This is a genomic window from Agrobacterium sp. LY4 (assembly GCF_001526585.1).
GTDB lineage: Bacteria > Pseudomonadota > Alphaproteobacteria > Rhizobiales > Rhizobiaceae > Agrobacterium > Agrobacterium leguminum.
Map to the genome: position 1 here is coordinate 292,634 of NZ_ASYA01000033.1, position 22,279 is coordinate 314,912.

The window sequence follows — 22,279 nt, forward strand, 5'->3', positions numbered from 1 at the left end:
CTGACCGGAGCACCCCGCCCGGCAGACGTTTTTCCTGAAACGGCAGGTCTCCTGGCTCGCGGCTTTACACCCTGACACCGCCTTCCCGAACCCGTTGAGGTGTCCAGTGGCTTTACGGTGCGGGCTTACCGCTTACAGTTGCGGGGGCAGCCACGGAATGACCCGGTAATCGGGCTGGAACCGTGTTCCCTCTTAGCTTTTCCCGTTGCCGGGAAAAGACCGTCAGTCCGTTACCCTTAGGCTGAACGGGCGTGGGGGTCAATGCCGCGGCCCTGTGGCCCGCACATTGCCGGGTGCGGCAAATTGGGTATAGTCGCCGCTCCGAATGGCGGGGGCACCGGGTCCCGCGCCGCTGGATGAAAAGGAAAACGCGATGACACGCGACATCAGCGACAGCGAAGCCGAACGTCACCGACAGAAAATGGTCAACCGCAAGACGATGCAGGACGCCGAGGTTGCGGAAAAGACCATCGAAAAAGGTCTGCTGATGATCAATACCGGTCCCGGCAAGGGCAAATCCACCGCCGCTTTCGGCCTTGCCCTGCGCATGCTCGGCACCGGGCGGCGGGTGGGCGTCGTTCAATTCATCAAGGGCGCATGGTCGACGGGAGAACAGCAGGCGCTGACTTTGTTCGGCGACAAGGTCGTGTGGCGCACCATGGGCGAAGGGTTCACCTGGGACACACAGGATTTGAAACGCGACGTCGCAGCGGCGGCAAAGGCCTGGGAAGAAGCCAAGGTCCTGATGGTCGACGAGACCATCGGCCTGCTGATCCTCGATGAGCTGAACATCGCGCTCCGTTACGATTACCTGCCGCTGGAAGAGGTGGTCGAAACGCTTTCCAGCCGCAGGCCCGATCTGCATGTCATCGTTACCGGCCGCAACGCCAAGCAACCGCTCATCGACGCGGCCGATATGGTGACGGAAATGACCCTCGTGAAACATCACTTCAAGGCGGGCGTGAAGGCGCAGGCGGGGATAGAATTCTGATATGGCTGCACGCGTGCTGATGTTTCAGGGAACCGGCTCGGATGTCGGCAAATCGCTGATGGTGGCCGGCCTTGCCCGTGCCTTCGTCAGGCGCGGCCTGTCCGTCATGCCGTTCAAACCGCAGAACATGTCGAACAATGCGGCGGTCACCGCCGATGGCGGCGAGATTGGTCGTGCGCAGGCGCTGCAGGCACGGGCGGCGGGCGTGCCGCTTTCCGTGCACATGAACCCGGTGCTCCTGAAGCCGCAGAGCGAGACCGGCGCACAGGTGGTGGTGCAGGGCAAGATCGCCGGAAATGCCAAAGCGGCCGATTATCAGCACATGAAGGCCGGGCTGATGCCGCGTGTGTTGGAAAGCTTCGACCGCCTGAAACAACAGACCGATCTGGTGCTGGTGGAAGGCGCAGGCAGCGCCTCCGAAATCAACCTGCGTGCCAATGATATCGCCAATATGGGTTTTGCCAGAGCTGCGGACGCGCCTGTGATCCTGATCGGCGATATCGACCGGGGCGGCGTCATCGCCAGCCTCGTCGGCACCAAAGCCGTGCTCGAAGCTGAAGACGCGGCGATGATCGAAGGTTTTATCGTCAATCGCTTTCGCGGCGATCCGGCCCTGTTTTCAGACGGCATGCGCATGATTGCCGAAAAAACCGGCTGGGCCTCCATCGGGCTCCTGCCGCATTTTTCCGATGCCGCTAAGTTGCCGGCAGAGGATGCTCTCGGGCTTTCCGGCCCGGCTGAGCGGAAACCTGACGCGAAGATCCGCATCGCCGTGCCGATTCTGCCGCATATTTCCAATTTCGACGATCTCGATCCGCTGGACATGGAACCGGATGTCGAACTGATCCGCGTGCGGCCGGGCGAAACCATTCCCGCCGATTGCCGGCTGGTGCTGCTTTGCGGCTCGAAATCCACCATCGCCGATCTTGCCGTGCTGAAGAATACGGGACTCGACATCGATATCAAGGCGCATGTGAGACGTGGCGGCCATGTTCTGGGCCTCTGCGGCGGCTACCAGATGCTTGGGAAAACAGTTGCCGATCCCGAAGGCATCGAAGGAGCGCCGGCAACAGTCGACGGGCTCGGCCTGCTGGATGTCGACACTGTTCTGACGGGCGACAAAAGGCTGGTTTCCGTTACAGGGAAGAGTTTCGACGGAATTGATTTATCCGGCTATGAAATGCATGTCGGTGAAACCGCGAGCGGACCGACAGCCTGCCTTTTTCAAAAATTGATGGGCATGAAGACGGCGCTGTGTCGCCTGACGGCCGCATCTTCGGCACTTATATTCACGGCCTGTTTTCGGACGACCGCCAACGCGGCGCGTGGCTTGAGCGGCTTGGCGGACAGAACACGGAACTAAACTACGATGCGCAGGTGGACGCCGTTCTTGATCGCCTTGCGGCGCATATGGAACAGCACCTCGATCTCGACCGTCTGCTCGCTATAGCGCGATAAGGATCGCCAGAAGTCCCAGCAGGCCGATCAACAACAGGTCGGCAACCCGTGTGAGCCGCAGCGCCCTGCGAATATCGCCGGCAACCAGCGCCGCCCTGCCGCCTTCGCACATGAAACGCGCCTCGATCATCTGCCCGCCATAGGAGCGCGGCCCTGCGAGCGCAAAGCCGAGAGCGCCAGCCAGCGCCGCCTCCGGCCAGCCGGCATTGGGGGAACGGTGATGGTGGGCATCGCGACGTATCGCGGCCATGGCCCCGCCGGGTGATGCGCCCTTAACAAAAAACGCCGCGACAACGAAAAGAACGCCGCTCAGCCGCGAGGCCGGCAGATTGACCAGATCGTCCAGCCGGGCGGAGGCCCAGCCGAAAGCCTCATGACGGGGTGAGCGATGGCCGATCATGCTGTCGGCCGTATTGATCGCCTTGTAGGCCGCGCCGCCCGGTAGGCCCAGGAGGCCGAGCCAGAAGGCGGGAGCGACGATGCCGTCGGAAAAATTCTCGGCCAGACTTTCGATCGCCGCACGGCAAATTGCCGCCTCGTCCAGCTTTTGCGGATCGCGCCCGACGATCATCGATACCGCCTTGCGGCCGCCTTCCACACCCTCGCGCTCCAGCGCAGTGGCGACAGCCTCCACATGTTGCTCGAGACTTTTCTGCGCCGGCAGCGAAGCGCCAAGCACGGCGACCAGCAAAAGGCCAAAGGGCATGAGGAGGAGAACGGATTGCGCTAACCATGCAACAAGCAGCGTCAGCCCGACGAAAACGACGAGAGCCGCCACACCAGCCCCCTTACGCTGTGAAAATGACGCGCTCTCCCGGTTCCATTTTTTGTCCAGCAGCGCGATAAGCGAACCGATCCAGGTGACGGGATGGCCGATGCGTTTGAACAGCCAGTCCGGATAGCCGGTCAGGCGTTCGATCACGAGCGACAGGAAAGCGAGAGCAAAAAACATGGGCGAGACAGTACCAGAAAAGGCGAAAGCTGCGATCCGTCATGGCGGCAATCTCGGCAGGGCGCGTCTGATGTTTCCTGAAGCGCCGGAACCATGGATCGACCTTTCGACCGGGATCAATCCGCACTATTACCCGCATTCGCCGATCCCTGCCAGCGCATTCGCCCGCCTGCCGGAACCGGACGCCGCCGAAGAATTGAAACATCTGGCGACGGCGCATTTCGATGCGCCTTCCGCCCGGCATGTGGCGCTTTCCCCCGGCACCCAGATGCTGATGCCATTGCTGGCTCAGATCGCTATCGCCCGCGGGGCCAAGAGCGGCGCCGTGCTTTCACCCGCCTATGCGGAACATGCCCGGACCGCACGCATGGCCGGGCTGGCTGTGACCGAGGTGGAAAACATCAACGCGATGTCGGCTCATGACTATGCCGTGGTGGTCAATCCCAATAATCCCGATGGCCGCATCACGGATCGCGCTGCATTGTTGTCGCTGGCCGAAGCCATGCGCCGCAAGGGTGGGCTGCTCGTCGTGGACGAAGCCTTCATCGAGACGGGACTTGCCGAAAGCCTCGCAGATGCCGCCGGTCAGGATGCGCTGGTGGTCCTGCGCTCATTCGGCAAATTTTACGGCATGGCGGGCGTTCGGCTGGGTTTCGCGATTGCGCAGCCCGATATCGCTGCTGAACTGGAGGCAAGGCTCGGCCCCTGGGCGGTTTCCGGCCCGGCGCTGCATATCGCGACACAGGCTCTGGCGGACGGGGAATGGCAATCATCCATGCGTCTGCACCTTGCCGAAGACGCCCGGCGCATGAACGCCATGCTGGAGAAAGCGGGGCTGGCAATTGCCGGCGGCACCTCGCTGTTTACTCTGGTGCGGGATCCCCGCACCGCAGACCTGTTCAGCCATCTTGGCCGGCACGGCATTCTGGTCCGCATTTTTGATGAAAGGCCGAACGACATGCGTTTCGGCCTTCCCGGTAGCGAAACGGAGTGGCAGCGCGTTGAGGAGGCGCTGTCATCCTTTGACTATTCCTCGAAGGTGTAGGTCTCAATCGACTCCGGCTTCATTTCGATGGAGAAGCCCGGCAATTTCGGCGGCATGTAAGCGGCATTTCTGATATCGCAGGGCTCGATGAAGTGCTCGTGCAGGTGGTCGACATATTCGATCACGCGGCCTTCCTTCGTGCCTGATACGACCAGATAGTCGATCATCGACAGATGCTGCACATATTCGCAAAGGCCGACGCCACCGGCATGCGGCCAGACCGGCAAATTGTATTTGGCGGCGATCAGCAGCACCGCCAGCACCTCGTTCAGCCCGCCCATACGGCAGCTATCGATCTGCACCACATCGATGGCGCCCTCGGCGATGAACTGCTTGAACATGATACGGTTCTGGCACATTTCACCGGTCGCCACCTTCACCGGGCCGATGGCGGCGCGGATCTTGCGATGGCCGGCAATATCGTCCGGGCTGGTCGGCTCCTCAATGAAGAATGGCTTGGCGAAAGCGAGCTTCTTCACCCAGTCGATTGCCTGATCTACTTCCCATACCTGGTTGGCGTCGATCATCAGGTAACGGTCGGGACCGATCACCTCACGGGCAATGGTGAGGCGGCGGATGTCGTCTTCCAGATCGCGGCCGACCTTCATCTTTACATGGTTGAATCCGGCATCGATGGCTTCCTGGCAAAGACGGCGCAGCTTGGCGTCGTCATAACCGAGCCAGCCGGCCGAGGTCGTGTAGCAGGCATAACCTTCGCTCTTCAGCGTCTCGATACGTTCCTTCTTGCCGCTTTCGGCTTTTTTGAGGATCGCAAGCGCCTCGTCCCGGGTCAGCACGTCGGTCAGATAACGATAGTCGACGATATCGGCGATTTCTTCCGGGCTCATATCGGCAACGAGCTGCCAGACCGGCTTGCCCGCCTTCTTGGCCAGCAAGTCCCATACGGCATTGACGACGGCGCCGGTGGCGAGATGCATCGCGCCCTTGTCCGGTCCGATCCAGCGCAGCTGGCTGTCGCTCGTCAGATGCCGCCAATATTTGCCGGGGTTGTCGGTGACGGTGGCAAGATTGGTGCCGACGACCAGATGACGCATCGCTTCGATGGCCATGCAGCAGATATCGTTACCGCGGCCGATGGTGAAGGTCAGCCCGTGGCCTTTAAGACCTGGCTCATCGGTATCGAGAATGACATAAGCCGCCGAATAATCCGGGTCGGGGTTCATCGCATCCGAACCGTCGAGGCTCTGGGAGGTCGGAAAACGCAGGTCGAAAACACGCAGATCAGTAATTTTGGTCATGGCCGTTCACTCGCGGTCAGTGTCAAAGGAAATCGTTCAATCGTGGTGGAAGGTTTCTTCCATCATTGCCCACCACTCGCCTTCCTTCCGGCTTTCGAGCGGTTGCTGGCAGGGAATGGTGAAGGACCACCATTCCTGGTTCTTGGGGCTTGCGGCCATCTTCGCCATGTCGACGCTGATATCGCTGCCGTGATATTCCCAGTAGCCGAAGAGCAGATTTTCCGGCTCGCGCAGGAAGATCGTGTAGTTGCGGATATTGCAGTCGCTGATAAACGCCAGAATTTCAGGCCAGACGGCTGCATGCAGCCTTTTATACTCCGCGATCATCTCCGGTTTGACGCCTATGACCATGCCCATGCGCTGCATGAAAAACTCCGTTATTGCTTGATGGTGGCGAGCGCAGCGCGCAGCTTTGTCTGCGGCAGGTCCAAACCCAGCCGTTCTGCCGCAGCAATGACCGGGACAAAGCGGCGGCGCTTCTTTTCATCGTGGTTGCCGGCGATATCGGAGAGCCGATGCGCGAGAAAGGGATTGCGCAAACGCTCCCGCAGCACGCCAATATAGGCCTGCGCATCGTCCCCCATGCCTTCAGCGGCAAAGACCGGCAGAACCTCGTCACGCCAAAGCATCTCCAGATCCGCAACGAGAGCATCGTCGGCCATTGCCTGACGCACCGTCTCGTCCTTCGCACGCGCATCCTGCAACCAGCGTTCCGCCAGATAGGAATGGCCGAGATTGAGCAGGAAAAGCTTCAGCTTTTCATAGTGATCGAGATCGTCCGTCAGCACCACGGCAGGGTGCGTGCAGGGAAGGACAAGCCCGTCCTGCTTCTCTATAGCCCAGAGTGCATAGGGCTCCGCCACCGCACCCACCGGGTCGATAGGCTCGGAGACGATGCGATCCACCAGACTATTGGCGAAACGGCACTTCTCATTCAGATAAAAGGCAAACCCAGCCGGCAATTGCCATTCATCGGCAAGCCGGCGAATGACCTGTTTCAACTTTTCGCCATTGCGCGGCACGAGCTCGCAGGGGAAGATGGACACAGGCGCTTCCGGATTGCGCTGAAAACGCTCCAGCAGCAACATGCAGAGTTTTGCCGGAAAGCTTTTCGGTACGATCGTGAAATCGCCAGCCAGCCCAGCATTATCCGCCGAATCCAGCTCATAACCGCGGTCGCCCGTATTGGACAGAATGACGTCGGCCTCGCAGGCAAGGCGGCGCACTTCGGCCCAGTCGGTCGCAGCCGTCAGCGCCCGCGCGACAGCCCCGCCCTGAATTTCCTCGTCCACTTCCTGCCCATCGCGGATGCCGCGAATACGCACGGGGTAGGGTGCGCCGCTGTTTAGCGCCGCAACACGCTTCAGGCTCTCCGCATTGCCGGTCGTCTGGACAATCGCGATGCGCCCGAGAGCCTCGTCCTTATCCAGCGCCTGCGAAACGAAGAGATCCGCATGCGCCAGAAGAAAGCGGCTGGTGCCGAATTGCAGGATGGGCGTATCGGGCGTCATGCGACCTCCACCATGCCCTTGATCACTCCGGCCTTCGGATCGGTCAGGCCAGCGAATCTGGAGGGCACATCGGCAAGCGTCATGCGATGGGTGATCAGTGCTTCCGGTACCTTGCCTTCCCGCAGCGCCTGCAGGACGCGCTCGAAATCCTGGGGCGTGGCATTGCGGCTGCCGAGAAGCGTCGTCTCCCGCTTGTGGAACTCCGGGTCGTTGAAGCTAATATCGCTGGCGACGATGGAGACCAGCACATAGGAACCGCCATGGCCGACAAAGGAAAAGCCGCGCTCCATGGCTTTCGGATTGCCGGTCGCATCGAAGACCGCATCGAAAAAATCGCCGTCGGTGATTTCGGAAAGGCGATCTTTGTCACCTTCGCCAAGTGTCACCGTATGCGCAACGCCGAGATGCTCCTTACAGAAATCCAGCCGGTCGGTGCGCCCATCGATCATGATCACTTCACCGCCATCGAGAACCGCGAAAACCGCAACCGCCATGCCAATCGGGCCGGCGCCGACGATCAGAACCTTCTGTCCCTTCTCGACTGCGCCACGGCGCACCGCATGCGCACCGATAGCCAGAAATTCGGTCATCGCCGCCTGATCGAGACTTAGCCCCGCCGCCTTCAGCACGAATTGCTGCGGCACGCTCAGATATTCGACCATGCCGCCATCGCGATGAACGCCCAGCACACCGATATTGCGGCAGCAATTGCTCTTGCCCTTCAGGCAGGCGCTGCATTTGCCGCAAGAGATATAGGGAATGACGGTGACTACATCGCCGGCAGACAGATGGCTGCCTTGCGGCGCTTCTTCCACCGTGCCGGAAAGCTCATGGCCCATGATACGGGGATAGGAAAGATAAGGCTGGTTGCCGGTGAAGATGTGCAGGTCAGTGCCGCAAACCCCGATGCGACGAATACGCACCAGCACTTCACCGTCGCCACGCACTGGTTTCGGCAGTTCCTTGGAGACGAGTTGACCTGGGGTTTCGCAGAAAATCGCCAGCATGCATCACCTGTGGGAAAGGGAATAAAAACGAATGGCGTTACCGCCGAAAACTGCCGCATGGTCTTCTGCCGGCACGATATCTCGGCAGAAATCCAGCCACGCCTGATAATCGCCCGCCAGCCGCAACACCGGCCAGTCACTGCCGAAAATCACGCGGTTGCCGCCAAAGAGTTCAAGAATGGTCTCGGCATAAGGCCGTACCGCTTCCGGCCGCTGCTCACCGCGCTCGGTCAGCAGACCTGAGAGCTTGCAATGGACATTCGGGAGAGCCGCCAGAGCGGCCATATCCTTGCGCCAGTTGCTGTAGTGACCGGTAGCAATCAGCGGCTTCGCGCCATGGTCGATGACGACAGGCAATTGCGGATGGCGGCGGGCAAAGGCGAGGAGATGCGGCAGATTGGGCGACAGGACCAGCGCATCGAACGCCAGACCGTGCTTCACCAAGGCCGCCACGGCGGGATCGAGTGCCGGATCATCGATCCAGGCGACATCCTCCATGCCCTGCAACATCGGGCGGACACCCTTGAACGCCGGATGTTTTGCCCGACGGGCGATTTCACTCGCCGCATCGGCGGATTTCATATCCACCCAGCCGACAACACCCTTTATGAAATCGGTCTTTTCCGCCAGCGCCAGCATGAAATCCGTGTCGGCCGCCGTCTCCATCGTCTGCACCAGCACGGTGCCGGAAACGCCAGCAGCGGCCAGCAAAGGCGACAGGTCGGCGGGGAGAAAATCCCGGTAGATGGCGGCGAGCGACGGCGGCGGCCACTGCCCGGCGCGATCCTTCATCAGCCAGAGATGCTGGTGGGCGTCGATGAGCATTGCCTCAGGCCTTTCCGCCCGGTACAGGCGCACCTTCGGCAATCAGGCCGCGCCTGTGCAGTTCGGACCAGAATTCATCCGGGATCGACTGTTCGAACCACTCGATATTGGAGGCGAGCTGCTGCGCATTGCGCGCACCCGAAACGACCGTGACAGATGCCGGATGGGCGAGCGGAAACTGCAGCGCGGCCGCCTGCAGCGATACGCCGAGTTCCTCGCAAACACCCTGCAGCGCATCGACACGCGTGAGAATATCGGCAGGCGCATCGGCATAATTGAATTTGCGGTTGCCGGCCAGAATGCCGGAATTGAATGCACCGGCGACAACGATGGCGACACCGCTTTCAGCGCAACGGTTCATGAAAGCGAGGCTCTGCTGCTCCAGCAGCGTATAACGGCCGGCGAGCATGGCGACGTCGATATCGAAGACATCCATGGCGCCGCTGACGATTTCCCATTCATTGACGCCGAGGCCGACGGCCCCCGTCGAACCTTCTTCGCGCAGCTTGCCAAGCGCCCGGAAGCCACCGCCCGTGGTCAGCTGCTCCCAGTAATGCCGGTGCTTTTCGCCATGGGTGAAGGAGCCGATATCATGCACATAAAGAATATCCGGCTTCAGAACACCAAGCCGTTGCTGGCTTGCCTCGAAGGAGCGCAGGATACCGTCATAGGAATAATCATAGACCGGGCGGAACGGCAGGGGCGCTATGTAGGCATCCTCCTCCGGACCGACGGTCTCGTCAGGCACCATCACACGGCCGACCTTGGTGCTCAGCGTGTATTCGTTCCGGTCATGCTCCGTCACCATGGTGCCGAGGCGGCGCTCCGACCGCGTATAGCCGTAAAACGGCGCGGTATCGAAATAACGCATGCCGCTTTCCCATGCCTTGTCGAACGCACCCTTGGACTCTTCATAGGGCGTGACGCGGTAGAGATTACCCATCTGGGCGCAACCGAGACCCATGACGGTGACGTCGACGGCGCGGCGCGGCAATTTACGTGTATCGGAGACTTTCATCGCAGGGACTTTCCAGCTTGTCTTTGGAAAGACGCGCCGCCGCAAAGCGGCGCGTCATCACGCAATCAATAAAGAACGTTCTTGGCTTCCGGCTTTTCGATATTGTCCTTGGTAACAACAACGACACCGGTGTCGACGAACTTCTCGACCTTTTCCTTGCCAATGAGCTTGGAAATGGTCTCTACGCCCTTTTCACCCATCTGATAGGAACCCTGAACCACGATACCGGCCAGCGTGCCATCCTTGACGAAGCCCTGAAGGTCCTGGTTGCCGTCGAAGCCGATGGCGACGACCTTGCCGGCCTTGCCGCTCTGGGCGAGCGCGCGGCCGACGCCGATTGCCGTCGGCTCATTGGCGCCGAAAATGCCCTTGAGATCGGAATTGGCGGCCAGAACGTCGGTCGTCTGGTTCAGCGCGGTGGCCATCTGCGACTGCGAATAGAACGGGCCGACGATCTTCAGGTTGGAGTTCATCTGGATGTAGTCGGTGAAACCGCCGACACGGCCGATTTCCGAACCTGCACCGGCGACATAGGACATGACGGCGATCTTGCCTTCCTTGCCCACCTTGTCGATCAACGCCTGCGCTGCCAGTTCGCCGGCTTTCTTGTTATCGGTCGCCAGGAACGACTGGTAATATTGCTCAGAGCCCTTTGCGAGCTGCGAGTCGATCAGAACCACCGGAATACGGGCTTCCCAGGCCTTCTTGACGGCAGGCACCAGCGCGTCCGGGTCTGAAGGTGCCAGGACAATGCCCGCGACCTTACGGTTGATGGCGTTTTCGACCATGTTGACCTGATCGGCGATGGCGGACTCGGCAGCCGGACCCTGGAAGGTCATGGTATTGCCGGAAGAGTTCTTCATCGCCGCATCAGCGCCCTTCTGGACGTTCTGCCAGAAGGTGGAGTTGACGGTCTTGACGATGACGGCGATTTCGCCGGCCTGCACGGTGGAAACGCTCCACAGCGCAATTGCGGATGTCAGAAGGGCAGTCGCAATTTTCTTCATTTCTTCCTCCGTGATGTCGGCATACCGGGCCTCCCCTTGCCGATCTTTTTTGCGGAAAGGGTCCGCAGGCCCTTGATCAGCGGCGGTTGCGCAACTGGTCGATCCAGACGGTGACCAGAATGACGAGGCCGATGATGATCTGTTGCGTGAAGGCGGAGACGCCGTTCATGTTGAGACCGTTGCGCAGGATGCCGATGACGAAGGCGCCGATGGCCGTGCCGGAAATCGTGCCGACGCCGCCGATCAGCGATGTGCCGCCGATGACCGCGCTGGCGATTGCGTCCAGCTCATACATCACGCCCTCATTCGGCTGGGCGGTGACGAGGCGCGACATCAGCACGCAGCCCGTCAGCCCGGCGAGCGTGCCGGACAGGATGTAGGTGAAATTGGTAACGCGGGCGACATTGACGCCGGAAAGGCGCGCGGCTTCGGCGTTGGAACCGACAGCGTAAATGTGACGGCCGAGGATCGAGCGGTTGAGCATGAAGGAAACCGCAAGCGCAATCACCACCATCAGTATGACGGGGTAGGGGATGCCGGGGAACACCACATTCGGAAAGCCGTCGTCACCGATAGTGACGATGCGGAAGAGAGCGCCATTGCCGAGTTCGCCGAAAGATTCGCCGAGGCCGGAGACGGCGCGCGCACCGGTGATCTGCAGCGCCACGCCACGGGCGATCAACATCATGCCAAGGGTGGCGATGAAGGGCGGCAGCTTGAAACGGGTGACCAGAAGACCGTTGATGAGACCGCAGAGCGACCCCGTCAGAATACCGAGCAACATGCCGACCGGCACCGGCATGCCGAGTTCCTTCACCGCAAGGGCGGCGACGACACCGGCAAGCGCAAGCACCGAACCGACGGAAAGATCGATGCCACCGGTGATGATGACACAGGTAGCCCCGATGCCGAGCAGCGCGATGGACGTGACCTGCAACGCAATCGTCATGCCGTTATTGACGGTGAAGAAGGCGCTGCTGGTGGCGGAAAAGACCGCGACAAGCGCAAAGAGGCTGCCTAGCGCCGCAAACTTCTGGATAATATCCTTCTGGCGATCGCTGACTGCGAAGCTCTTCTTGGTTTCTGCAATATTGGCCATGTCGTTCCTCACTGCGCGGTCCGGCCGTAACCGGACGCATACCGCATGATTTCTTCCTGATTGGTATTGGCGGTTTCGAGCACGCCCGTAATCCGGCCCTGGTGGAAAACGGCGATACGATCCGTCAGCCCCAGAATTTCCGGCAGTTCCGAACTGATGAGAATGACGCCGATACCCTGCGCGGCGAGCTCGTCCATGATCTTGTAGATCGCGAATTTCGCGCCGACATCGATGCCGCGTGTCGGCTCGTCGAAGAACAGCACGCGAGATTGCCGGAACAACCATTTGCCGATGATGATTTTCTGCTGATTGCCGCCGGAAAGCAGCCTCACCGTCTGCCCGATCGAGGGAGTACGAATATTCAGGAGATCGACGTAGCGCTTTGCCACATCGTCATGTTTCTTGAAATCGATCAGGCCGAAACGGTTGGAAACCTCGCCGAGATTGGCAAGCGTCGTATTGGCCGCTACCGACATCTTGATGGCGAGACCATCGCTTTTGCGGTCTTCCGAGAGATAGGCGATGCCTTCTTCGATGGCGTCCTGCGGCGAGCTGATCGAAAGTTCGCGCCCGTTGAAAACGATCCTGCCCGCATCGAGCGGATCGGCGCCGAAGATCGCCCGGGCGACTTCGGTGCGGCCGGCACCCATCAGCCCGGCAAAACCGAGGATTTCACCACGTCGCAGCGAAAAACCGACGTCGTGGAACACGCCGCTGCGTGTCAGGCCCTCGACGGAAAAAATAACATCTTCCGTGGGGCGCGATGTGCGCTCGGGGAATTTGTCTTCCAGCGAACGCCCGACCATGCGCGTGACGATGTCGTCAACGGTGATCGAAGCGAAATCGTCGGTCGAAATATAGCGTCCGTCGCGCAGAACCGTCACACGGTCGACGATTTCGGCCATTTCATCGAGACGGTGGGAAATATAAACGATCCCGACACCGGATGCCTTGAGATCGCGAATGACCTTGAACAGGAGCCGGGTCTCCTGCTCGGTCAGCGAAGAGGTCGGCTCATCCATGATGAGCACTTCAGCGTCAAGAGAAAGCGCCTTGGCGATTTCCACCATCTGACACTGGGCGACCGAAAGGCCGCGGACGATCTGGTCGGGGTCGATATCGACACCCAGCCGGTCGAGACAGCGCTTGGCATCGAGACGCAGCTTCTTGCGGTCGACGAGGAAACCGCGACGCGGTTCGCGCGCAAGATAGATGTTTTCGGCAACGGAAAGATGCGGAACGAGGTTGAGTTCCTGGTGGATGATGGCGATGCCGGCGGCTTCGGATTCCAGCGGCGATACATATTGCACCTTCACACCTTTGTGAAGGATGGTGCCGTCGCTCGGCTGATAGACGCCGCTGACGATCTTCATCAGCGTCGATTTTCCCGCGCCATTCTCACCGCAGACGGCATGTACCTCGCCGGCGCGCAGATCGAAATGCACGTTCGACAGTGCTTTTACGCCGGGAAATTCCTTGCTGATGTTATCGAGGCGCAGGAGCACCGCATGCTGTCCATGCGCCATCTGTTCAGGCGAAAAATCGCCCCGAATTGTCGATGCGCCCTGCGACATCTGGAAACCTCCCACCCGTATCCCCGCTCCACCGGGGTCATGAACAGGCCAAATGGTTAGGCCGGTTTTTCAGAATGGTCAAGCCAATTAGGCCAAAATTTGCGAAGCCGTATTCAAAACGGAAGCAATATATAAAACGATAACTGAAAATAAATACGTAATTTCATATATTTAAGTAATTCCTTGCGTATTGAAACACTTGGCGTTACGGTAAGGCCAAATACGGATTGCAGACAGGACTCGTCGAAAAACACATGAGTGGTCAGGCCAAAATAGCGGAACCGCGCAGGCTTTATCAGCAAATTGCGGACCAGATACGCGAACTCATCGATATGGGTGAATTCCTGCCCGGCACGCGGCTTCCCGCCGAACGCGAACTGGCACAGAAGCTCGGTGTATCGAGGCCTTCCTTGCGCGAGGCGCTGATTGCGCTTGAAATCGACAACACCGTCGAAATTCGCATGGGTTCCGGGGTTTATGTGTCGGCGGAAGCGTTGCAGACGACCCACCATACCAAATCGCTGGGTGACAGCCCCTCCGAACTGATGCAAGCGCGCGCCGCGCTGGAGGGGGCGACCATTGTGCTGGCGGCAAGCCGGATGACCGATGAGACAATCGCGACCCTCCGCCAGATACTCAATACCATGCAGCGGGAAATAGAGGCCGGCCGCAAGCCTCTGGATCAGGATCGGCTGTTTCACGTCACCATAGCCGAGCAATCCGGTAACAGCGTTTTGGCGCGAATGGTGGCGAACCTCTTCGATGAGCGCCACAGCCCCATTTCGGCCCAGCTTCGCGTGAAATTCGAAGACCGCGATACCTGGACCCACGCGCTTCAGGAACACGAGGCCATTCTGGCGGCGCTTGAACTGAAAGACCCGCTGCTGGCGCAGGCCGCCATGCATACCCATCTGGAAGGTTCGAAGAGACGCTGGGTCGAAAACTGATCTAGAAACATAGCAGGCAATATACCGGGAGGAGGAAAACCCGTGAGTGAGAATTCCGAGGCAACCATTTTGCTGAACGCCAACGACAATGTCGCGGTGGCGCGTCGGTCCATTCCGGCCGGCGGCGCGACGGGCAGGGGCGATCTGGCAGCGCTCGAACTGATCGGGCGCGGGCACAAGGTGGCCCTCAAATTCATCAAATCGGGCGATGAGGTGCTGAAATACGGACAGGTCATCGGTATAGCGACCCAGGATATCGAACCCGGCCGGCACGTGCACCTGCACAATCTCGCCATGGTGCCTTCCGAACACGCGCATCAGTTCAGCGTTGATATCGAAGAAAAGGGCATGGTGCCGGAAGCCGAACGCCGGACGTTCAGGGGTTATGACCGCGGCCTTGGTGGCGTCGGAACACGAAACTATATCGGCGTCATCGCTTCGGTGAACTGTTCCGCCACGGTTTCGCGTTACATCGCGGATTATTTCAACAAGCAGGGTGGCCTTGATGGTTTCGACAATGTTGATGGCGTCGTGGCGCTGACCCATGGCGGCGGCTGTGCGCTGAATACGAAATCGGAAGGTTACCGCCTGCTGATCCGCACAATTCAGGGCTATGCCCGCCATCCGAATTTCGGCGGCATTCTGCTGATCGGCCTCGGTTGCGAGACCAACCAGATCGCGCCCATTCTCGAACATTACAAGATGGAAGAAGGAGAGCGGCTGCGCACCATGACGATCCAGCAGCATGGCGGCACCCGCAAGACGATCGATGCGGCGATTGCCGAGATCAAGGCCATGCTGCCGATGGTCAATGCCGCCCGCCGCACGGAGCAACCGCTTTCCAAGCTGAAGGTGGCGCTGGAATGCGGCGGTTCGGATGGTTATTCCGGCATTTCCGCCAACCCGGCTCTGGGTTATGCCTCCGACCTCATCGTCCGCAACGGTGGAACCACGGTCCTCTCGGAGACGCCGGAGATTTACGGCGCTGAACACCTCCTGACGAAGCGCGCCGTCACCCCTGCCGTCGCCGAAAAGCTGCTACAGCGTATCGACTGGTGGCGTGATTATACCGCCCGTAATGGCGACGAACTCAATAACAACCCCTCCCACGGCAACAAGCTTGGCGGCCTGACCACCATTCTGGAAAAATCGCTGGGCGCGGTCGCCAAGGGCGGCTCCATGCCGCTGAAGGCGGTTTATGAGTTCGCCGAAACCGTGACGGAACAGGGTTTCGTCTTCATGGATACGCCCGGCTATGACCCCGTTGCCGTCACCGGACAGGTCGCCGGCGGCTGCAACGTCATCTGTTTCACCACCGGCCGCGGCTCGGTTTCGGGCTTCAAGCCGTCACCTTGCATCAAGATCGCCACCAATTCCGAAATGTATGAACACATGAAGGAAGACATGGATATCAATTGCGGCGAGATCGTCACCGGCGCTGAAACCATTGAAGAATCCGGCAAACGAATTTTCGAACATATTCTGGCGGTGGCTTCCGGCGACAAGACCGTCAGCGAGATCTACGACTACGGCGACAATGAATTTGTGCCGTGGCAGGTTGGGGCCGTGACCTGAACCTGCCGCACCAAGACTGTCCCACGTGAAACAAAAGGCCCGGAAAGTGATTTCCGGGCCTTTGTCATTTCTGCCTATTTCCGCGCTTAGTGGCGGAAGTGGCGCATGCCGGTAAAGACCATCGCCACATTATGCTCATTCGCGGCGTCGATCACTTCCTGATCGCGCATGGAGCCGCCCGGCTGGATGACGGCGGTGGCACCTGCGGCAATCGCGGCGAGCAAACCGTCGGCAAAGGGATAAAATGCTTCCGAGGCGACGGCGGAGCCGCGCGTCAACGGTTCGGCAAGGCCAAGAGCCTTGGCGGCATCTTCCGCCTTCTGGGCAGCGATACGGGCCGAATCCACACGGCTCATCTGACCTGCGCCAATACCCGCGGTCTGCCCGTCCTTGGCGTAAATGACGGCATTGGACTTCACATGCTTGGCGATCTTGAAGGCAAACTTCATGTCTTCAAGTTCCTGCGACGTCGGCGCACGCTTGGTGACGACCTTGAGGTCCAGATCCTCGACCATGCCATTGTCGCGGCTCTGCACCAGCAGGCCGCCCGAGACGGTCTTTGCGGTAATACCGGCCGCGCGCGGATCAGGCAGGCCGCCAGCGGCCAGAAGGCGCAGGTTCGGCTTGCGGGCAATGATGGACTTGGCTTCTTCGGTGACATCAGGCGCGATGATGACTTCGGTGAAGAGCTTGACGATTTCTTCCGCCGTTTCCGCATCGAGCGTGCGGTTCAGGGCAATCACGCCACCAAAAGCGGAAACGGAATCGCATGCCAGCGCCCGCCGGTAAGCTTCGGCAAGTGTCGGACCTGTCGCTACGCCGCAGGGATTGGCATGCTTGATGATAGCGACTGCCGGCGCGTTTTCCGGCAGGAATTCCGCAACGAGCTCGTAAGCTGCATCGGTGTCATTGATGTTGTTATAGGAAAGCTGCTTGCCCTGGAGCAGCGTCGCGGTTGCGACACCAGGACGCTTTTCGCCGGTGAGGTAAAAACCAGCGCTCTGGTGCGGGTTTTCGCCATATCGCATCTTTTCCTTCAGCACGCCGCCGATGGCGCGGTAATCCGGCGTTTCGATTGCAAGCGCCTCGGCAAACCAGTTGGAAATCACCGCATCATAGGCGGCGGTGCGGGCATAGGCCTTGGCGGCAAAACGCTGGCGCAGCGCATAGGACGTCTGGCCGTCATCGGCCTGCAGGGCCTCAACCAGATCGGGGTAGTCAGACGGGTCGGTAACCACCGTGACATAGGCGTGGTTCTTGGCGGAAGCGCGGATCATCGCCGGGCCGCCAATATCGATGTTTTCCACCGTCGTCGGATAATCGCCGCCCTTGGCGCGAACTTCTTCGAAAGGATAGAGATTGATGACCGAGAGATCGATTGCCTCGATGCCGTGCGCCTTCATCGCCTCGACATGCTCCGCATCGTCCCGGATGGCAAGGAGCCCGCCATGGACATTGGGATGCAGTGTCTTGACGCGGCCGTCCATGATCTCGGGAAAATTCGTTACGTCGGAGACATCCGTCACAGGCAGGCCTGCTTCGGCAATGGTTTTCGCCGTTCCACCGGTCGACAGGAGCTTGACGCCAAGCTTCGACAGAACCGTCGCCAGCTCGATAATATCAGTCTTGTCGGACACGGAAAGAAGCGCCGTGCGGATTTTGACCTTATCGGGGGCGGGGATTTTCTTGGACACGACGGCCATCAGGCATACTCCGTTTAACGGGGAGGACAGGCTGGAATGGGATTGATCCAGCAATTGCCGCCGCGTTAACACAGCTTACCGGATTAATAAACAGCGGGGATGCCGAACGGTGAAAACTATGGTGGTTTTTGACCGGCATCGCCGGAAATTGTCTAGGCCTGGCGTTCGATGAGCCAGCGGATTTCCCGCGTATTTGCGAGATTGAAGGGGAGCTCGATCTGCTGCGACGGGCGCATACCGGATGCATCGGCCATGAAGACATCCTCGGTGACGAAAAGCTCCAGTCCGGGTGCAGACAACAGCCAGACGGTTCCATCCGCTGCCTCCAGATAGGCAGACTCCTCATCCCGCTGGTGTATCTGAATGTGGGGATGAATATGGAAACGCGAAACCGCCGTGACCGACTGCAATTGCGTTTTCGCCGCACTCGCATCGGCCCGAAGCAGATCCCGGCCCTTTATCTTGGTACCGGCCGCATTCAATTCTATTTCCCGCTCATGGTAGCAGCCGAAATTCTGCAAATAACCGTCGTGAGACGCCCAGAGAACGTCATTGCCGTTTGCATCCGTTCCACGCCGGCTGTCGACGTGGCTGACGCCTGATACCATGATCGGACCAAGCAGCCGCGAGCGCGACAGTCTGCAGGAAGATGTATCCGCAAGCGTGACGGTGGAATGCGCCGCCGTGGACCGGCTGGCCCGCTGATATTCCGGCGCGGCGTTGCGCGGAAAGCCGGAATTGACGATGAAGCGGTTCTTGCCGCAGGACATTTCGAAAGACAGGCAACCCGAATGGGCATTGCGTGAAAGCTCCGCCGAGCCGGGATAGCCCGTATCCACGATGATGACCGTATCGTCCGTCGCAAGCCGGTGATAGTTCACGTCCGGCAGGACCTTGGAGGGCCGGCCGGCCGTTTCGTCATAGCGCAGCACGGAAACAAGCTCATTGGCGAGCGTCGCCGTGGCGCCGTTGAACAGCGCGAGATCGCCGCCCTGATGCCGGAAGAACCGGATCGCCGGGAACATGCGGTCTATGGCCGGTACCAGGCCGGAGGGCAGATCATGGCCGAGATTGATATAACTTTGCCGAAGCGGCAGGAGATCGAGCAGCAGGTCCAGCGTGACGCGTGGATTGCGGGAAACATGCCCGCCATCGGGCAGAATCTGGCGTTCCATTTCCTGAGCCAGCTTCATTCCATTCCGCGTGATCCGCGAAAGGCGCGTTGGCATGGCGATGGAAGCCATGGCCAAGGCAATCCTGATCCTCAGCCGCGCTTCGCCATCGGGCGCGTGTCGGACGATTCTTTCGAGATAACGCACATGAAAGGCGAGGCTTTTCAGGAACCGTCGATAAAAGCCGGCATCGGCCTCGTATAAAACCACGGGAGAGTGCGAAAGCCAGGCAATCAGCCTTTGCGCGGCGATTTCCGGCGACCAGGCAGTGCCTGCAAGCCGTTTGCCATGAAGCACCATCCATTCCGCAACGATGCGGCGCGCCCGTTTGCAGGCCTCGCTCGATTTATCGGAGCGAATATGCCGCAGCCAACTGAATGCATGCAGCCGTTCTTCAAAGACCGCCGAGGGATATTCCACCTGAAATGGCGAAGCTCCGCCGGTTTCGACGACACGCCCGGCCAGCGCGATGCGGCCTCGCAACAGTTCCTCGGCGAAATAGGGATCGATGGCTCTGAGATCGGTCGGCGCCGCCACCAGACCGTCCGGCGCACGAGTGGCAAATCGCGACATATGCAGGCGCAAAGGGGTGAGGCCGACACACAGATGACGATACGCCATCCGCGACAGAAGACCGGCGGCATTCATGCTGCCTGCAAAGGACCCTAACAAGCTGTGTTTCCCGTTTCACATGTTTTGTTTTTATCAGTGAACCGCGACGACCGGAACGTTTTCGATAAATATCTAATGATTCGCGAAAGCTTGGCTTTTTTCTACTTCTTACGCAAGACACTGCTAAAAAACCCATCGACACCGCCGAACATGTCCGGTGTCGTGCGAAGATCGCCATTGGGGCTGATGGCCGCTTCCATTCCGGGCCAATCCTCGCGGCGGACGGCAACACGCTCCACACCCGGATTTTCCGCCAGAACCTCAGCAATCATCGCTTCTCCTTCGGAAGGATCGAGCGAGCAATTGGAGAAGACCACGAGACCGCCCGGGCCAACAAGGGTCAGCGCATGCCGCAGCATCTGGCCCTGAAGGGCAGCGAGTTTGGCAATGTCGTTCTCATCCTTGGTCCAGCAGACATCGGGATGTTTGCGAAGTGTCCCGGTGGAAGAACAGGGCGCATCGAGGAGGACCGCGTCAAAAAGCTGCTCCGGCTGGTACTTCAGCATATTGGCCTCCACCGTTTCGGCACGGAGACCAAGCCGGTCGAGATTTTCCCTGAGGCGACGAAGACGGTTACCGGACTGATCCAGCGCCGTCACCCTGGCGCCCGCCAGCGCAAGCTGCGCCGTCTTGCCGCCAGGAGCAGCACAGAGATCTGCGACACGTTTGCCCGCGATGTCGCCCATAAGCCGAACCGGCATGCTGGCGGCGAGATCCTGCACCCACCATGCACCCTCGGCGAAGCCTTCGAGCGATGGGATCTGCCCCTCGAATTCACCCAGACGCACGCTGCCATTCGGCATGAGCGTACCGCCCAGTTTTTCCGCCCAGAGAGCGGGATCAGCCTTGATCGTCAGATCAATTGAGGAGGGTGTCAGCTGCGCCTCCGAAATCCTTTGCGCAACCTCATTGCCGTAAGCGGAAACAAGCCGCGCATGGAACCAATCCGGCAATACCGGAACGCCGGCGACGGCCTTTTCGATATCCGCTTTTTCACGACCGAGCCGTCGGAGAACGGCGTTCACCAGTTTGACGAAACGCCGGTTGCGCGGATCGCGGTGAGCCTGCTCCACGGCGAGATCGACAGCGGAATGATCCGGTACATCGAGGTAAAGCATCTGCGCCGCACCGACGACAAGAACGTGATGCAGCGAACGCGCGCCCTGCGGCAACGGCCCATCAAGCAGCATCGACAATGCCGCTTCAATCCGGGGGAGGTGGCGAAGCGCGCTGTTGACGATGGCTCTCACCAGCGCCCGGTCCGCAAGCGACAGGGCTCGATAGACGGGATTGCCGTTTTCGCTATCGAGCATCCCATCCAGCGAGGTCTTCTTTTCCAGAACGGCGGCGAGAATGCGGGTGGCGGCGATGCGCGCGGCGAGACCCGGCTTGTCCTGGAAAGACGAAGGGCCGTCTTCACGGCCCCTCCCATTTGCCGGTCTCGGTTTTCTGGACCGCGCCGGCTTATTCTGAATATCGGATGTCAAGACCACGGCCCCTTGCGCTCGTTTTCATTGCCTCGTCCCCAGCCTGTTTTGGGAACGGAGCCTGATTTGCGCAGAGGTCTATCACCCGATGGCGGCGGCGTCGATCCTCGCGGGGAAAACTCCTGCGCCATGGCGTGCAGCGCCGCCACGCGGTTTTCCGTATTCGGATGCGTGGAGAAGAGATTGTCCATGCGCTCACCGGAAAGCGGATTGATGATGAACATATGCGCCGTTGCCGGGTTACGCTCGGCATCGTCATTGTGAATGCGCTGCGCCATGCCCGAAATCTTCTGCAAGGCGGAAGCAAGCCAGAGCGGGTTGCCGCAGATTTCCGCGCCGCGCCGGTCGGCGGAGTATTCCCGCGTACGACTGATCGCCATCTGCACCAGCATCGCTGCCAGTGGCGCCACGATCATCGCGACCAGCACGCCGATAAAGCCGAGCGGGTTATTGTTGTTCTCCCGGTTGCCGCCAAAGAAGAAGGCAAAATTGCCGAGCATCGAGATGGCGCCCGCCAGCGTGGCGGTGATTGTCATGGTCAAAGTATCCCGGTTCTGCACATGCGCAAGCTCATGCGCCATGACACCGGCCACTTCCTCGGGCGTCAGACGCTCCAGCAGGCCTGTCGAAGCGGCAACAGCGGCGTTCTGCGGATTCCGCCCGGTCGCGAAGGCATTGGGTTGCGGGCTATCGTAAATATAGACCTTCGGCATCGGCAGACCGGCATTCTGCGACAGGTCGCGGATCATGTGAAAAAATTCGGGCGCATTCGCCTCGTCGACCTCCCGCGCATGATAGGCGGAGAGAACCATCTTGTCAGAGTTCCAGTAGGAAAAAATATTCATACCGGCTGCGATGACCAGGGCGATCATCATACCGCCCTTGCCGCCGATCAGAAAACCGACACCCATGAACAATGCGGTCATGAAGGCCAGAAGCATTGCCGTGCGCATCATGTTCATCCGTTAAACTCTCCT

General features: G+C 59.8%; 18 protein-coding genes, 1 pseudogene and 1 riboswitch. Of the genes and pseudogenes, 5 read left to right on the forward strand and 14 right to left on the reverse strand.

Annotated features, from left to right (window positions below):
• Positions 1 to 23 precede the first annotated feature (23 nt).
• Positions 24 to 239, reverse strand: a riboswitch (cobalamin riboswitch).
• A gap of 134 nt (positions 240 to 373) precedes the next feature.
• Entirely contained in the window at positions 374 to 991 is a 618-nt protein-coding gene (gene cobO / locus L904_RS21555; protein WP_031233752.1) for a cob(I)yrinic acid a,c-diamide adenosyltransferase, read from the forward strand.
• A gap of 1 nt (position 992) precedes the next feature.
• Positions 993 to 2,449 (forward strand): annotated as a pseudogene (locus L904_RS21560) (cobyric acid synthase).
• Here the strand turns inward: L904_RS21560 and cbiB are convergent.
• Positions 2,436 to 3,401 (reverse strand): adenosylcobinamide-phosphate synthase CbiB, encoded by a 966-nt coding sequence (gene cbiB, locus L904_RS21565; protein ID WP_020809839.1) that lies wholly within the window; start codon positions 3,399 to 3,401, stop codon positions 2,436 to 2,438. The pseudogene L904_RS21560 and the gene cbiB overlap by 14 nt on opposite strands.
• On the opposite strand from cbiB, the gene cobD reads away from it, so the two are divergent.
• A complete protein-coding gene (gene cobD / locus L904_RS21570; RefSeq protein ID WP_020809840.1) occupies positions 3,400 to 4,446 on the forward strand; it encodes a threonine-phosphate decarboxylase CobD in 1,047 nt (348 codons plus the stop codon). The two genes, cbiB and cobD, sit on opposite strands and share 2 nt — an antisense overlap.
• On the opposite strand, the gene L904_RS21575 is transcribed toward cobD, so the two are convergent.
• The 9 genes from L904_RS21575 to L904_RS21615 form a co-directional block, all read right to left on the reverse strand.
• Complete coding sequence (locus L904_RS21575) at positions 4,428 to 5,705, reverse strand: L-fuconate dehydratase (RefSeq protein WP_020809841.1); 1,278 nt, start codon at positions 5,703 to 5,705, stop codon at positions 4,428 to 4,430. The genes cobD and L904_RS21575 overlap by 19 nt on opposite strands.
• A 36-nt stretch (positions 5,706 to 5,741) precedes the next feature.
• Entirely contained in the window at positions 5,742 to 6,071 is a 330-nt protein-coding gene (locus tag L904_RS21580; RefSeq protein WP_020809842.1) for an L-rhamnose mutarotase, read from the reverse strand.
• A gap of 11 nt (positions 6,072 to 6,082) precedes the next feature.
• Positions 6,083 to 7,216, reverse strand: coding sequence for a mannitol dehydrogenase family protein (locus L904_RS21585; protein WP_020809843.1), 1,134 nt, complete (start codon positions 7,214 to 7,216; stop codon positions 6,083 to 6,085).
• Positions 7,213 to 8,223 carry a zinc-binding alcohol dehydrogenase family protein gene (locus L904_RS21590; protein WP_020809844.1) on the reverse strand — a complete coding sequence of 337 codons (1,011 nt, stop codon included), beginning with the start codon at positions 8,221 to 8,223 and terminating at the stop codon, positions 7,213 to 7,215. The genes L904_RS21585 and L904_RS21590 overlap by 4 nt, the downstream gene beginning before the upstream one ends.
• A gap of 3 nt (positions 8,224 to 8,226) precedes the next feature.
• Entirely contained in the window at positions 8,227 to 9,048 is an 822-nt protein-coding gene (locus tag L904_RS21595; RefSeq protein ID WP_020809845.1) for an amidohydrolase, read from the reverse strand.
• Positions 9,049 to 9,052: 4 nt separating this feature from the next.
• Entirely contained in the window at positions 9,053 to 10,066 is a 1,014-nt protein-coding gene (locus tag L904_RS21600; protein WP_020809846.1) for an aldo/keto reductase, read from the reverse strand.
• 65 nt (positions 10,067 to 10,131) lie between these two features.
• Positions 10,132 to 11,073, reverse strand: coding sequence for an ABC transporter substrate-binding protein (locus L904_RS21605; RefSeq protein ID WP_003520222.1), 942 nt, complete (start codon positions 11,071 to 11,073; stop codon positions 10,132 to 10,134).
• A 76-nt stretch (positions 11,074 to 11,149) separates the two neighbouring features.
• Entirely contained in the window at positions 11,150 to 12,172 is a 1,023-nt protein-coding gene (locus tag L904_RS21610) for an ABC transporter permease (RefSeq protein ID WP_003520221.1), read from the reverse strand.
• 8 nt (positions 12,173 to 12,180) lie between these two features.
• Positions 12,181 to 13,746 (reverse strand): sugar ABC transporter ATP-binding protein, encoded by a 1,566-nt coding sequence (locus tag L904_RS21615; protein ID WP_020809847.1) that lies wholly within the window; start codon positions 13,744 to 13,746, stop codon positions 12,181 to 12,183.
• Positions 13,747 to 14,000: 254 nt separating this feature from the next.
• On the opposite strand from L904_RS21615, the gene L904_RS21620 reads away from it, so the two are divergent.
• Together L904_RS21620 and L904_RS21625 are read left to right on the forward strand one after the other, a co-directional pair.
• Complete coding sequence (locus tag L904_RS21620; RefSeq protein WP_020809848.1) at positions 14,001 to 14,693, forward strand: FadR/GntR family transcriptional regulator; 693 nt, start codon at positions 14,001 to 14,003, stop codon at positions 14,691 to 14,693.
• Positions 14,694 to 14,735: 42 nt separating this feature from the next.
• On the forward strand, positions 14,736 to 16,268 hold the full coding sequence (locus L904_RS21625) for a UxaA family hydrolase (protein ID WP_020809849.1): 1,533 nt from the start codon (positions 14,736 to 14,738) through the stop codon (positions 16,266 to 16,268).
• An 86-nt stretch (positions 16,269 to 16,354) separates the two neighbouring features.
• Here L904_RS21625 and purH read toward each other — a convergent pair whose 3' ends face one another.
• The 4 genes from purH to htpX form a co-directional block, all read right to left on the reverse strand.
• Positions 16,355 to 17,971: a bifunctional phosphoribosylaminoimidazolecarboxamide formyltransferase/IMP cyclohydrolase gene (purH, locus tag L904_RS21630; protein ID WP_020809850.1), complete on the reverse strand. Its 1,617-nt coding sequence runs from the start codon at positions 17,969 to 17,971 to the stop codon at positions 16,355 to 16,357.
• Positions 17,972 to 18,123: 152 nt separating this feature from the next.
• Positions 18,124 to 19,791, reverse strand: coding sequence for a heparinase II/III family protein (locus L904_RS21635; protein ID WP_031233755.1), 1,668 nt, complete (start codon positions 19,789 to 19,791; stop codon positions 18,124 to 18,126).
• A 125-nt stretch (positions 19,792 to 19,916) separates the two neighbouring features.
• A complete protein-coding gene (locus L904_RS21640; RefSeq protein WP_031233757.1) occupies positions 19,917 to 21,302 on the reverse strand; it encodes an RsmB/NOP family class I SAM-dependent RNA methyltransferase in 1,386 nt (461 codons plus the stop codon).
• Positions 21,299 to 22,264 carry a zinc metalloprotease HtpX gene (htpX, locus tag L904_RS21645; RefSeq protein ID WP_020809853.1) on the reverse strand — a complete coding sequence of 322 codons (966 nt, stop codon included), beginning with the start codon at positions 22,262 to 22,264 and terminating at the stop codon, positions 21,299 to 21,301. Before htpX ends, L904_RS21640 begins: the two co-directional genes overlap by 4 nt.
• Between the last annotated feature and the right edge of the window lie 15 nt (positions 22,265 to 22,279).

What these genes read in the sequence shown, in the direction of transcription:
- L904_RS21575 (WP_020809841.1), bottom strand. Translation starts at nt 5,705, where the DNA reads ATGACCAAAATTACTGATCTGCGTGTTTTCGACCTGCGTTTTCCGACC.
- cobD (WP_020809840.1), top strand. Translation starts at nt 3,400, where the DNA reads ATGGGCGAGACAGTACCAGAAAAGGCGAAAGCTGCGATCCGTCATGGC.
- L904_RS21600 (WP_020809846.1), bottom strand. Translation starts at nt 10,066, where the DNA reads ATGAAAGTCTCCGATACACGTAAATTGCCGCGCCGCGCCGTCGACGTC.
- L904_RS21585 (WP_020809843.1), bottom strand. Translation starts at nt 7,216, where the DNA reads ATGACGCCCGATACGCCCATCCTGCAATTCGGCACCAGCCGCTTTCTT.
- L904_RS21580 (WP_020809842.1), bottom strand. Translation starts at nt 6,071, where the DNA reads ATGCAGCGCATGGGCATGGTCATAGGCGTCAAACCGGAGATGATCGCG.
- L904_RS21635 (WP_031233755.1), bottom strand. Translation starts at nt 19,791, where the DNA reads ATGAATGCCGCCGGTCTTCTGTCGCGGATGGCGTATCGTCATCTGTGT.
- cbiB (WP_020809839.1), bottom strand. Translation starts at nt 3,401, where the DNA reads ATGTTTTTTGCTCTCGCTTTCCTGTCGCTCGTGATCGAACGCCTGACC.
- L904_RS21620 (WP_020809848.1), top strand. Translation starts at nt 14,001, where the DNA reads ATGAGTGGTCAGGCCAAAATAGCGGAACCGCGCAGGCTTTATCAGCAA.
- L904_RS21615 (WP_020809847.1), bottom strand. Translation starts at nt 13,746, where the DNA reads ATGTCGCAGGGCGCATCGACAATTCGGGGCGATTTTTCGCCTGAACAG.
- L904_RS21605 (WP_003520222.1), bottom strand. Translation starts at nt 11,073, where the DNA reads ATGAAGAAAATTGCGACTGCCCTTCTGACATCCGCAATTGCGCTGTGG.
- cobO (WP_031233752.1), top strand. Translation starts at nt 374, where the DNA reads ATGACACGCGACATCAGCGACAGCGAAGCCGAACGTCACCGACAGAAA.
- L904_RS21595 (WP_020809845.1), bottom strand. Translation starts at nt 9,048, where the DNA reads ATGCTCATCGACGCCCACCAGCATCTCTGGCTGATGAAGGATCGCGCC.
- L904_RS21590 (WP_020809844.1), bottom strand. Translation starts at nt 8,223, where the DNA reads ATGCTGGCGATTTTCTGCGAAACCCCAGGTCAACTCGTCTCCAAGGAA.
- purH (WP_020809850.1), bottom strand. Translation starts at nt 17,971, where the DNA reads ATGGCCGTCGTGTCCAAGAAAATCCCCGCCCCCGATAAGGTCAAAATC.
- htpX (WP_020809853.1), bottom strand. Translation starts at nt 22,264, where the DNA reads ATGAACATGATGCGCACGGCAATGCTTCTGGCCTTCATGACCGCATTG.
- L904_RS21610 (WP_003520221.1), bottom strand. Translation starts at nt 12,172, where the DNA reads ATGGCCAATATTGCAGAAACCAAGAAGAGCTTCGCAGTCAGCGATCGC.